This window comes from Haematobacter sp., from assembly GCF_032102465.1.
GTDB lineage: Bacteria > Pseudomonadota > Alphaproteobacteria > Rhodobacterales > Rhodobacteraceae > Haematobacter.
Genome location: NZ_DAMDHB010000040.1, coordinates 19,792 through 31,983, shown reverse-complemented (window position 1 = coordinate 31,983; position 12,192 = coordinate 19,792). Strand labels below are relative to the sequence as shown.

Sequence of the window (12,192 nt, the reverse complement as noted above, 5' to 3'; positions counted from 1 at the left end):
GGGCCAGCCGCTCGGCGGTTCGCGCCTCGTCCTCTGCATCCGTCTCCGCCCGCACCGTCGCGCGGCGGGTCGCCGCCAGCCGCGCCGCCTCCGACGGTTCCTCCGCCGCCACCGTGACCGGCTGGCGCAAGGCGACCCGCAGGTATCCCGCCGGGTTGCGCACCCCGCTCCGTCCCGCAACCGCCGCCAGCTTCTCCGAGATCACGTCCTCGCCATGCTCCCCGATCCACTGCCGGGCCAGCCGGTCGGAAATCCCCTGCCCCACCAGCCGCTCATAGACCGGGCTGTGCCTGAGCCCCTCGCCCTCCTCGGCGTCGATCACGCCGAGCTGCGGGTTCTCCCGGATCAGGAAGCGCAGCTCCGCGACTGCGCGGCCCTTACGGTGGAACTCCGGCGTGATCTCGATGTTGGAGGTGCGGTTGACCTCCTCCACCGCCGGGCGGATCACCTTGGCGTTCAGGTGCTTGAAGGTGCGGTAATAGTCGCTCTCCTCCACCCCCATCAGGCGGCGGAACGTCTCCAGCGGCCACCATCCGGTGCTGCCCGTCCGCACGAAGCGGTAGCAGTTCTCATAGAGCGCCAGCCGGTGCCCGGATGTGAACCGCTTCTGGATGTTGAGGTTGATGAGCGCGAAGACCTTGGGGTCGTGCAGCTTCTCCGCCAGCGCGGGGGAATAGGCGTATTCGCAGATTCCGCCCTTGAGCTTGGCATAGGAAAGCAGCGAGGAAACCCCCCATTCCTGCCGCCCCTTCTCGTCCAGCATGTCCCATTCGGCCACCGTTTCCGCCAGCCCGCGGAGCGCATCGCGGAGCGTCGCGGTATCGTTCGAGTTGTAGCCGATCATCAGCGAGAGCGTGCGCGCGTCGATCGTGTGCTTGGGCCGGGTGATGAGCGTGTCATAGGCATTGAGCAGCAGCACGTTGGACAGCTTGCGCTGCAACAGCGTCAGCTTGCCGGAGACGTGGATCGCCGCCACGTTCTTCTTGACCGACTGCCGGCGCAATGCGCCTGTGAGCCGGTCGCTGGGAAGCGTGTCGCCCGATTGCCTGTCGGGCCCGCGGGGAGCGAGGGTGCGCTGCATCACGGTATGCCGAGCCTCTGGTCTGCTTGCTGCCATCGATTCGCCACCTCTCGCGGGCGGCTATGGCGGGACTATCCTGCCAAGGGCACCCCGCCGCAAGTCATTTTCGGGTACCTTTCGCCTCCCTGACGTATTTGCCGCGCCATCTTGCTCCTGTGCCCTCGTCCTCCCGGAGTTGGCGACTTCCCTATCGCGTCCCGCAAACGGGTGCTTTTTTTTGCCGGGCCGTGATTTCAAAGGCACCCATCTGCGGGGGCGACATCTCCGTCCCGTCGTCGCATTCCGTCCGCCTCCCGTCCGCGGCCTCTCTACGGTGCCCCCTCCCGAAAACGGGTGCCTGACCGGCCAGGCCCAATCGCGTCAGCATCCGATATTCCTCCCGAAAACGGGTGCCTTTGTGGTTCGCACGCACCGTAGTGGCCAAGCGGCGCTCGCAGAAGGAGATGCGCCCCGTAAACGGGTGCCTGTCCTCCGCATCCAGCCCATCGAGCATCCTGCAAACGGGTTCCTGTCCCGGCACCGACCGTCCTGAAAACGGGTGCCTTGCGGGATAATCGCAGCAAATACTGCTGGAATGCCATGTCTCCTGCTTCATTCCTCCTCTCCCCGCATTCGGATACCCTCCGTCCCGCATTTCGGTACCCGGCTCCCTGCTTTCAGATACCTTTCATCCCGTAGCATGGTCCCCGTCGCCCGATAATCCTTTGGTTCAACGGCATTTATTCCACGCAAAGCTTTCAAAGTAGTGAAAGAAATCAAAGCGCAGCGTGCGCTTGAATGATACAATATTCATGGTTTTCAGCACAGGTTTCGCGGCGAAACCCTCTCTCCTGTTTGCAGCGGAGAATTGATGTGCGATAGTTTTGCGCATGACAGCCGGAATGGCGCACATGAGGCGGGAGCAGATGAGCAAACGACCCGAGACACCGTTACAACCCTATCAGAACATAGATCCGGCCCGCGCGGCAAGCCGTCTGGGCGGCCCGGTTGATACCGCCCGCTTCGCCAAGGCAGCAGCCTTCTGCGCGCGTGGACGGGATGACCTTGCCCGCCGCGGCTACGCGCCGGACGGGCGCAAGCACCTGCGGAAATTTTCCCTGTGGGAGATCACGCGCTACCTGATCCCCGTGGCGGCCGCGCATCTGCGGCGTGTTCTTCGCGCGAACCCCGATCTTCCTCAGGGCGAGGGCGACGCGGGCTCCAAGTGGTTCACGCTGGAAGAAGTGCTGACCCTGCGCGACTTCTTCGCCAAGGAAGGCTCCGCATCCAAGGAGTACCGTCCGTTTCGGCCGGAGGGCCTGCCTGCCAAGGTCGTGGCGGTCGCGAATTTCAAGGGCGGTTCGGGAAAGACGACCACCGCCGCCCATCTCGCCATGGCAGCGGCGCTGGATGGCTATCGGGTGCTGGTGATCGATCTGGATAGCCAGGGCTCCATGACCTCGCTGCTGGGCGGTGTGGTCCCTGACGAGTGGAAGACGGTCTTTCCCCTCATCGCCAGGGATTACGCCCAAGCCATCGTGGCCGAGAACGAGGTCCGCGCCGCAAGCGGCGCCCCTGCCCTGCCGCTCGATGAAACCCTGACGGAAGCGCTGACGGTTTCGCCGCGAAACCTCATCCAGTCCACTCATTGGCCGAACATCGACCTGATCGGCGCACAGCTCAACCTTTACTGGGCGGAGTTCCAGATCCCCGTCTGGCGCATGGGGCTGCGCTCCTGGCCGCTCTGGGATGCGTTGGGGAATTTCCTGAATTCGGACGGGATTCTCGACAGCTACGACATCGTGTTCCTCGATACGCCGCCTGCGCTCGGCTACCTCACCATCAACTCGCTGGCGGCGGCGGATATCCTGCTCGTGCCGCTTGGCGCATCCTTTCTGGAGTTCGATTCCACCGGCCGCTTCTTCGACATGCTGTATTCGACCTTTGCCTCCATCGAGGAAGGTGAGAATGCGCAGCGCAGGATCGCGGGGCTGCCGGAGGTAAAGTTCGAGTGGGATGTCGTGCGCGCCATCGTCACGCGGTTCGACGCGAGCCAGCAGACCGACCTTGCAAATGTCATCCAAGCCTATTTCGGCGACTTCATGAATGCGTATCGGCAGGAGTTCACGGCGCTGGTCGGCCAGGCCGGCGAGCAGATCAACGGCATTTACGAGGCGGATTACCGCGAGTTCAACCGGGACACCTATCTGCGGGGCCGCGAGGCTTTCGACCGGACCTATGCGGAGTTCAAGGAACTGCTGATCGGCTCCTGGTGGCGCGACATGCAGATGGCGAAGGAGGAGGCGGAACATGGCGAAGCGCAGGAAGCTTGAGGCGCCGGATGCGGCGGAGCTTGCGGCCCTCGAGGTAGGTTTCGCCGCGAAACCTGTGCCCGACCGGTTCGGCATCACCGTGCCGCCCATCGCCAGCGTCGTGGCGGAGGCCGCGCGACTCAGCGAACCCGGCACTCCTGAACAAAGGGTAAAGGCAGCGCGCGATGCGTCCGACGCGGGCGCGTGGCGGGAGGCGGTGGAGCAGGGCCGCATTGTGGAGAACCTGCCGCTTGCCGCCATCGCGCTCGACCATATCGTGCGGGACAGGATGAGCGTCTCCCGCGAGGAGATGGAGGAGCTGAAGGCATCGCTCCGCGCAAGCGGCCAGCGGCTCCCGGTGGAAGTCGTGCCGGTGGGCGACGGGCGCTACGGCCTGATTTCCGGTTGGCGGCGGGTCACGGCGCTGCGGGAGCTGGCGGAGCACGGCGGCGTGCAGACGGTGCGGGCGATCATTCGCGGCGCGGACGACTCGGGGAGCGCCTATGCGGCGATGGTGGAGGAGAACGAGGTCCGTGCCGCGCTCACGCCCTATGAGCGGGGCCGTATCGCGGTGATCGCGGCGGAGCAGGGCGCGTTCCGTGCGCCGGAGGAGGCGGTGGATGCGATCTTTGCCGCGGCCTCCAAGGCAAAACGCTCAAAGATCCGCAGCTTCGCGCTGGTGCATGAGGAACTGGGCGATCTGCTGGCCTTTCCGACCGACCTTTCGGAGCGGAACGGGCTCAGGCTGGCGCAGGCGATCCGCAACGGCCTTGGCCCGGAGCTGCGGGAGGCGCTCGGCTCCGGCATGGGCGCGGATGCCGCGCAGGAATGGGCGCTGCTGGAACCGGTGGTGCAGCAGGGCGATGTGCCGGTAAAGCCGGAGCGGGGCGGCCGGCCGAAGCGGGAGAAGCTGCCATCGGCGCGGGAGAGTCTTGCCAACGGCATCACGCTCGAATGTCAGCGGCTGGATGACGGGTTCAGCCTGCGGCTTCGGGGGCGTAATGCGGACAGCCAGTTGATGTCGCTCCTGGCGGAGGAAATCCGGCGCTTGCTGGAGCCGATCTGATCCCATAAAGTTATGACCATGATGTTGGTCATAATGGAGCGGAGATGCGGATATCGGTCGCGGATGCCAAGGCGCGGTTTTCAGACCTGATCCGCCGCGCGGAAGCGGGGGAGACGGTGGAGCTGACCCGCTACGGCCGCCCCGTGGCCCGGATCGTCGCGGCCGGGCAGGGGGCGGAGGTGCCGCTGATCGGGGCGCTGTCGGGCCGCATCCTGTGGCGGCTTTCGGAGGAGGACGCTTCGGAAGCGCCGGGCGCAGAGGCCGACCGTGACCCGCGTGGGAGCGGCGGAGCGGGCGCGTGAAGGCCTTTCCCGATGCGGAGGTGCTGCTGGCGGCGCTGGCGGAGGAGGGGCTCTCTGCGCGGCACAGGGCGGCGCTGGCAGCGGCGGAGGCGGTGGTGGTCAGCGCGGCTGTGCTGTGGCAGATCGAAGGCTGGCGCGCGGCCGGAGCGTTGGAGATCCGGGGAGATCTGGCCGATACCCTCCGCCGCGCGGGATGCCTTATGCTGGCGGTCACGGCGGAGCATGTCGCCGCTGCAGGCGCGCTGGCGAGAGGGCAGGGGCGCGCCGCTGATGAGAGCGACAGACGGGCGTCGGGCAAACTGGGGCAGGGCAGCGGGGAAAGGGACAGTGGCCGGTCGGCGAGGAGGTCGTTTGAGCGGGAGCCGGAGCTGCGCTGGATACCGAATGCCGCGTCCCTTCTGCCGCCCCTCCCCCCGCTTCTGGCGGTGCAGGCGCGGGCGGAGGGGCTGGTGATCCTCTCCTCCGACCGGGTGTATCGGCTCTACGATGTGGAGTGGCTTTGAGCCCGGCCCTGAGGCCGGGCGTGCCGCGGCGGATGCAGGCCCGCTACGCTTTCGACAATGCCACCACCGGGTCGAGACGCGAGGCGTTCCGCGCCGGGAGGTAGCCGAACACCACCCCGATCAGCGTGGAGGAGAGGAAGGCCGCCACGATGGAGGCGGGCGAATAGATGAGCGTGAAGGTCGTGCTCACCAGGCTGAAGACATAGCCGAAGGCCAGCGCCGCCGCCACGCCGAGGAACCCGCCGATCAGGCAGACCAGCACGGCTTCGATCAGGAACTGCTGGAGGATGTCGCCCGCCCGCGCCCCCACGGCCATCCGCACGCCGATCTCGCTCACCCGTTCGGAGACCGAGACCAGCATGATGTTCATCACCCCGATCCCCCCCACGACCAGCGAGATCACCGCGATGGAGGCGATGAGCAGGGTCAGCGCCTGTGTCGTCGCGGTGATGGTCTGCCGGATGTCGTCGGTGTTGAGGATGAAGAAATCCTTGGTCCCGTGCCGCTGGGTGAGAAGCTGGGTCACGGCCTGCTCGGCAAGGTTGGTATCGACCGCATCGGCCACACGCACCGTGATGCTGCGCAGCGAGGTGGAGCCGAGAAAGCGGGACTGGACGGTGGTATAGGGCAGATAGACGGAGAGGTTCTGGCTGGGCCCGAAGCCCTGCTGGACCTGCACCACACCGGTGATGCGCACGGGGACGTTGCCGATGAGCACGACCTTGCCCACGGCATCGCCATCGGGGAACAGGGTGACGAGGGTGTTTTCGTCGATCACCGCATCCTGCGACAGACCGGCCACGTCGCCCGCGTCGAACAGCCGCCCCGCCACGAGTTTCGCGCCGCGGGCATCGAAGAACTGCTCCCCCACGCCGTTGACGAGGGTGGAGACCTCCGTCGCGCCGTAGCGGATGGTCTTGGAGGTGGAGACGGTGGGCGTGACCGCGGCCACGTAGGGCTGGAGCGACAGGGCCTGTGCATCGGAGACGACGAGCGTGGTGATCCGCCCGGAGCGGGTATCGCCGAAGTCGCGCCCGGCGAAGATCTCCAGCGTGTTGGTGCCGAGGCTGGAGATGTTCGCCAGCACCTGCTGCCGCGACCCCGCGCCGAGCGCCACCACCGACACGACGGAGGCGATGCCGATGATGATGCCCAGCATGGTCAGGAAGGTGCGCAGCTTGTGCGCGTTCATCGCCGTCAGGGCCATGAGGAAGGCTTCGCGGAGGCGCGTGGCCAGCATCGCGGGGCCGGCGCGGCGGGAGCGCGCAGGGGCGGGGAGAGGATGGGCGGGGGGATCGGCGGGCGGCAGATCGGCGGGGAGGGGCCCGTCTGGGAGAGGACTGCCGGGATGTTGCCCGCGGGAGAGTGGTCCATCGGGGGGAGGCCCGCCGGGGAACGGACTGCCGATCTCAGCGAGGGCAGGGGGGGTGACGCGGCCGGTCGGGTGGTCGCCGATGATCTCTCCGTCGCGGATCTCGATGATCCGCTCGGCGCGGGCGGCGATGCCGGGATCATGGGTGACGATGATGACGGTCCGCCCCTCCGCATGGAGTTCGTCGAGGATGCGCAGCACTTCCTGACCGCTGGCGGTGTCCAGCGCGCCGGTCGGTTCGTCGGCGAGGATCACCTCGGCCCCGTTCATCAGGGCGCGGGCGATGGAGACGCGCTGCTGCTGGCCGCCCGAAAGCTGGTTCGGGCGGTTGCGCACCTTGTCCGCGAGGCCGAGACGGCCGAGAAGCGAAGCCGCACGCGGCTCCCGCTCCCCGCGCGCGCGTCCGGCATAGATCGCGGGCACCTCCACGTTGCCGAGGGCGGTGAGTTCGGGCAGCAGGTTGTAGCGCTGGAAGATGAAGCCGAAATGCTCCCGCCGGAGGGCGGCAAGCTCATCGGGCGAAAGCTGCGACGTTTCCCGGCCGGAGATGCGGTAGCTGCCGGAGCTGGGGCGGTCGAGGCAGCCTAGAATGTTCATCAGCGTGGATTTGCCGGAGCCGGAGGCGCCGACGATGGCCACCATCTCTCCCCGCGCGATGGTGAGGTCGATGCCCTTCAGCACGGCGACCGTGCCGTCGCCGGAGGGGTATTCGCGGGTGACGCGGGTCAGCTCTATCAACGGTTCCTGCGAGGCGGGAGGCGCGCCCCGAGACCGGGTGAGGGCCGGGGGGCGGGGCGGTGGAAGAGTCGGCGGGCGGGCCTGTGGCGCGGCATGTCGGGCCATGTCCTGCGGTGACGGATGGCGCGTGGCTTCGGGGCCATCCTCCGTCCGGGGAGAGGCATCCTGCGGGTGGAGGAGAGGCTCGTCGTGCCGCGGCTCCGGGCGGGGCGCGGTGCCGCCCGGCGAAGGCGTCTCGGTGGAGGGCGGGGGAGCGGGCGGGTTAGCGGGCGCGCCTTGCGGGTTCTGTTGCGGGGGGAGGTGGGTATCCTGTGCCATCGCCCGTGCCTCAGAAGCCCATGGGGCCGCGCGGACGGCGCTGGCTGCCGTCGCCCGCCACGCCCGCCGCCGTGCCGGTGACGACGCGGTCGCCCTCCTGCAGGCCCGAGGTCACCTCTGCCGTCACCTTGTCGTCCAGCCCGATCTCCACCTGACGGCGGGAGACGCTGCCGTCCGCCGCCTGCACCTGAACGGAGCGGCTGCCATCGGCCCGTGGCAGGCTCACTGCGGCGGAGGGGATGGTCAGCACGCCCGTGGCGCGGCCCAGCACGATGTGGACCTCTGCCGTCATGTAGGTGCGAAGCCGCCCGTCGGCATTGTCGATATCGAAATTGCCGAAGTAGTAGATGGCGGAGGTGGAGGATGTGGAACTGCTGGCGGAGGTAGAGGTGGAGATTGCCCGGTCGCTGGTGATGGATTCCGGCGCGGGGTCTATGGTTTCGAGCTTCCCTTCATAACGGCGGCCGCTGTCGCCCAGAACTGAGAAATACACGTCCTGACCGGGGGAGACCTTGAGGATGTCGGCCTCCGAGATCTCCGCCTCCACCGTCATCCGGTCGAGCTGACCCAGCACGACAATGGTGGGGGTGGACTGATTGGCGTTCAGCGTCTGGCCCTGCTGGCTGGTGACGGCAAGCACGGTGCCGTCGATCGGCGCGGTGATCCGGGTATAGCCGAGGTTGGTCTGGGCATTGCTGACGGCGACCTTCCCCTGTTCGATCTGGGCATCCAGCGCGGCGATCTGGGCATTGGCCGTGTCCACGTTGGCGCGCGCGGTATCCACATCCGCCTGCGAGACGGCGCGGCGTTCGTAAAGGCCCGACTGCCGGGTGAGCGTGATCTCCGCCAGCCGGAGGGAGGCCTCCTTTTCGACCCGCTGAGCCTGGGAGGCGGCGAGTGCGGCCTCCGCCGTCTTGAGGGCGTTTTCCTGCGTGCGGCTGTCGATCTGGGCGATGAGGTCGCCCGCCCTGACCGTCTGGCCCAGCGTCACATCGACCGAGGTGATGCGGCCCGAGACCTGCGAGCCGACTGCCACCAGCCGCGCCGGGCGGAGCGTTCCGGTGGCAAGGACCGTCTGCTCTATGTTGCCGCGCACGACGGTTGCGGTCAGCACCGCGGGCTGCGCGGGGGTCTGGCTGCGTTGCCAGAACCACCAGGTGGCGCCGCCGGCCAGCAGGCAGAGCAGGAGAAGGAGGAGGAACCGTCGCGGGCGGGGGAGGGTCATGGTCTGGCGTATCCGGTCAGGAGCTGGTCGTTCGCCATTGCAGAGCGGGCGGGACGCTGCAACACGGCGGGGAATTTCTGGTCTGTCATGTGGCCTGTTTCCGGCGGTTTTCCTGCGGGGGAGCCGCATTCTCTCCCTGCTTCAACGCAGGTGTCGCCGCTTTCCGTCGGATAGGGGCGGTCACGAAGTGGCGACGGGCGTGCAAGGCCGCTGCCGTGCCGCCGCAGGGCCGCCGCGCGGGTGCCGGAGGGGGTGCGGGAGCGCGGGGCGGAGTTGCGGGAAGGGCCGGGGGCGCGAGGCCTTGCAGAGCGGGCTGCGTCGGGGAGGGAGGGGGCACGGCGTGGTGGCGCGGGCCGGCCGACGCCGGGGGGCATTGCGTATTCGGGGGCATTTCGGGGACGCACGCAGGGAGGGGATTGGCGCGCGGCCCGCGCGCGGCTAGGATGCCTTACAAATGTCAGGAACGTGGAGGAGAGACATGCGTGCAGTGTTGAGCAGGGAACCCGGTGGCCCGGAAACGCTGGTCGTGGCGGAGACGGCGGATGCGCCCGCGCCGGGGCCGGGGGAGCTGACGATCCGCGTCCATGCGGCTGGGGTGAACTTTCCCGACGCGCTGATCATCGAGGACCGCTATCAGGTGCGTCCCCCGCGCCCCTTTTCGCCCGGTGCGGAGGTTGCGGGCGTCGTGGAGGCTGTCGGGCCGGATGTGACCGGTTTCGCAAAGGGCGACAGGGTGATGGCCTTCCTGACATCCGGCGGCATGGCGGAGCAGGTGACGGTGGAGGCGTGGCGCTGCCATCCGCTGACCGAGGGCATCGGCTTCGTGGAGGCGGCGGCGCTGCAGATGACCTATGGCACCGCGCTCTATGGGCTGCAGGAGCGGGGCGACCTGAAGGCGGGGGAGACGGTGCTCGTGCTGGGTGCGGGCGGTGGCGTCGGGCTGGCGGCGGTGGAGCTTGCCGTGGCGGCGGGCGCGCGCGTCGTCGCGGCGGCCTCCAGCGAGGAGAAGCTGGCGCTGGCCCGTGACCGGGGAGCGGAGGGCGCGGTGCTCTATCCCGCCACGGTGGGCGGCGACCGGGAGGCGGGGCGGGCGCTCGCCAACGCGTTCAAGGAGGCGATGCCGGACGGGGCGGATATCGTGTTCGACACGGTGGGCGGCGGCTATGCGGAACCGGCGCTGCGCACGCTGGCCTGGGGCGGGCGCTATCTGGTCGTGGGCTTTCCGGCGGGAATCCCGTCGATTCCGCTGAACCTCACCCTGCTGAAAAGCTGCGATATCCGGGGCGTGTTCTGGGGGGCTGCCGTGCGCCGGGACCCGGCCGCGCATCACCGCGCCATGGACGAGCTGCTGGCGCTGCATGCGCGGGGCGCGGTGAAGCCGCCCGTGGCCGATGTCCTGCCGCTCGACCGGGCGGGAGAGGCCATCGCGCGGCTGTCGGGCCGGGGCGTGACGGGCAAGCTGGTGCTGGAACTGGCCTGACCTTTTGCGGCGGCGGCCGCGAGGCAATGGTTGTCATGAAGAAGGGGGGACGCATCGCTGTCCCCCCTTTTTTGCTGGCGGTTCGGATTTTTCGTTCACGTGCGCCATGCCTGCCTTCGGCGGCTGGGTGGCATTCTTGTCTGCCGTTTGTGCCTGGCGTTTATGCTTGGCGCTCGTGTCCGGGCCTGGGGCATTCGCGACGTGGTGCGTGACGGGTGCGGCCGCTTTGGTCCCGGGGCCGGGGAGGTGACTCGCCGGGTTGCGGAAGGTCCGTTACGTGGAACGATTCGGGCTGCCCAGTTTTCACGCTTCTGCCTTCAATTTGGAAAAATGCCGGTTCCATTGGGGGAAATGGCGCTAGGTGAAGGACGTGGGAGACCACATGATGGTCCTTTCCAGCGAATATCTGCATTGCCTCTCTTGCATGGCTCGCTGCGCTCTGGCTAAGTAACGCTGCGGCGCCCCGGAGGGAAGTGGAGGCGGTGTCGCAGCAGACAAGATGGAGAGGCGCCGGGCGATCCGGCGGATGGAGCGCGACGTCCCGGCAGGGCGGTTGCGAGGGGGGGAATATATGCAAAGACTACTGATGACGGCGGCCATCTGTGCCCTGACGGCCGGCCCGGCGCTGGCCGAAGTATCCAACGGCAAGGTCAAGATCGGCATCCTGAACGACCAGTCGGGCGTCTATGCCGATTTCGGCGGCAAGGCCTCCTTCGAGGCGGCGAAGATGGCGGTCGAGGATTTCGGCGGCAAGGTTCTGGGCGCGCCGATCGAAGTGGTCACGGCGGACCATCAGAACAAGCCCGACATCGCCTCCAACATCGCGCGGCAGTGGTATGACACCGAACAGGTGGACACGATCATGGAACTGACCACCTCCTCCGTGGGGCTGGCGGTGCAGGCGCTGAGCCTGGAGAAGAAGAAGATCACCATCAACACCGGCGCCGCCACGGCGGAGCTGACCGGCAAGCAGTGCACGCCCTACGGGTTCCACTGGGCCTATGACACCCATATGCTCGCGGTCGGAACGGGCGGGGCGCTGGTCGATGGCGGCGGCGACAGCTGGTTCTTCCTGACGGCGGATTATGCCTTCGGCTACAGCCTCGAGGAGCAGACCACCCATGTGGTGGAGGAGAAGGGCGGCAAGGTCGTCGGTGCGGTGCGGCACCCGCTGGCCACGACGGACTATTCCTCCTTCCTGCTGCAGGCGCAGTCTTCCGGTGCCAAGGTGATCGGGCTGGCGAACGCGGGTCTCGACACGCAGAACACCATCAAGCAGGCGGCTGAGTTCGGCATCACCGCGGGCGGGCAGAAGCTCGCCGCGCTGCTGTTCACGCTGGCGGAGGTCAACGGCCTCGGGCTGGAGACGGCGCAGGGGCTGAACCTGACGGAAAGCTTCTACTGGAACCGCAACGACGCGAGCCGGGAGTTCGGCAAGCGGTTCTTCGAGCGCACGAAGGTCATGCCGAACATGGTTCAGGCGGGCACCTATTCGGCGGTGCTCTCCTACCTGAAGGCTGTCGAGGCCGCGGGCACGGATGAGACCGAGGCGGTGGCCAAGAAACTCCACGAACTCCCGGTGCATGACGTGTTCAGCGAGAACGGCCATGTCGGCGCCAACGGGCGGCTCATCACCGACGCCTATCTGATGGAAGTGAAGAAACCCGGCGAAAGCGACGTTCCGTGGGATTACTACACGGTGAAGGCCACGATCCCCGGCGCGCAGGCGTTTGCCGATCCGGCGAAATCGGGCTGCCCGCTGGTCAACTGACCGGGTGATGCGACGGGTGTGGCCGGACTGTCCGGCCCGCCCGAT

At 67.7% G+C, this 12,192-nt stretch carries 9 protein-coding genes; 6 read left to right on the top strand and 3 right to left on the bottom strand.

Features of this window, described 5'->3' with window-relative positions; genetic code table 11:
- Positions 1-1,081: replication initiation protein (locus tag RT513_RS17865; RefSeq protein ID WP_313534202.1), on the bottom strand; the 1,081-nt coding region annotated here is incomplete at its 3' end.
- Between the two features lie 905 nt (positions 1,082-1,986).
- Between RT513_RS17865 and RT513_RS17860 the strand changes: the two genes are divergently transcribed.
- The 4 genes from RT513_RS17860 to RT513_RS17845 are packed head-to-tail and all read left to right on the top strand — an operon-like array spanning position 1,987 to position 5,243.
- Entirely contained in the window at positions 1,987-3,393 is a 1,407-nt protein-coding gene (locus RT513_RS17860; protein ID WP_088214204.1) for an AAA family ATPase, read from the top strand.
- Positions 3,371-4,438: a ParB N-terminal domain-containing protein gene (locus RT513_RS17855; protein WP_290687854.1), complete on the top strand. Its 1,068-nt coding sequence runs from the start codon at positions 3,371-3,373 to the stop codon at positions 4,436-4,438. Before RT513_RS17860 ends, RT513_RS17855 begins: the two co-directional genes overlap by 23 nt.
- 44 nt (positions 4,439-4,482) lie before the next feature.
- Positions 4,483-4,740, top strand: a complete 258-nt coding sequence (locus tag RT513_RS17850) for a type II toxin-antitoxin system Phd/YefM family antitoxin (RefSeq protein WP_290687856.1) — start codon at positions 4,483-4,485, stop codon at positions 4,738-4,740.
- Positions 4,737-5,243, top strand: coding sequence for a PIN domain-containing protein (locus RT513_RS17845; protein WP_290687858.1), 507 nt, complete (start codon positions 4,737-4,739; stop codon positions 5,241-5,243). Before RT513_RS17850 ends, RT513_RS17845 begins: the two co-directional genes overlap by 4 nt.
- Positions 5,244-5,286: 43 nt before the next feature.
- Here the strand turns inward: RT513_RS17845 and RT513_RS17840 are convergent, their stop codons facing one another.
- Both RT513_RS17840 and RT513_RS17835 read right to left on the bottom strand, forming a co-directional pair.
- Positions 5,287-7,671 carry a MacB family efflux pump subunit gene (locus tag RT513_RS17840; protein ID WP_290687860.1) on the bottom strand — a complete coding sequence of 795 codons (2,385 nt, stop codon included), beginning with the start codon at positions 7,669-7,671 and terminating at the stop codon, positions 5,287-5,289.
- 10 nt (positions 7,672-7,681) lie between these two features.
- A complete protein-coding gene (locus tag RT513_RS17835; protein WP_290687862.1) occupies positions 7,682-8,896 on the bottom strand; it encodes an efflux RND transporter periplasmic adaptor subunit in 1,215 nt (404 codons plus the stop codon).
- A 478-nt stretch (positions 8,897-9,374) separates the two neighbouring features.
- On the opposite strand from RT513_RS17835, the gene RT513_RS17830 reads away from it, so the two are divergent.
- Both RT513_RS17830 and RT513_RS17825 read left to right on the top strand, forming a co-directional pair.
- Positions 9,375-10,376, top strand: a complete 1,002-nt coding sequence (locus RT513_RS17830) for an NADPH:quinone oxidoreductase family protein (protein WP_290687864.1) — start codon at positions 9,375-9,377, stop codon at positions 10,374-10,376.
- A 586-nt stretch (positions 10,377-10,962) separates the two neighbouring features.
- Positions 10,963-12,147 (top strand): ABC transporter substrate-binding protein, encoded by a 1,185-nt coding sequence (locus RT513_RS17825; RefSeq protein WP_373447782.1) that lies wholly within the window; start codon positions 10,963-10,965, stop codon positions 12,145-12,147.
- Positions 12,148-12,192: the final 45 nt, after the last annotated feature.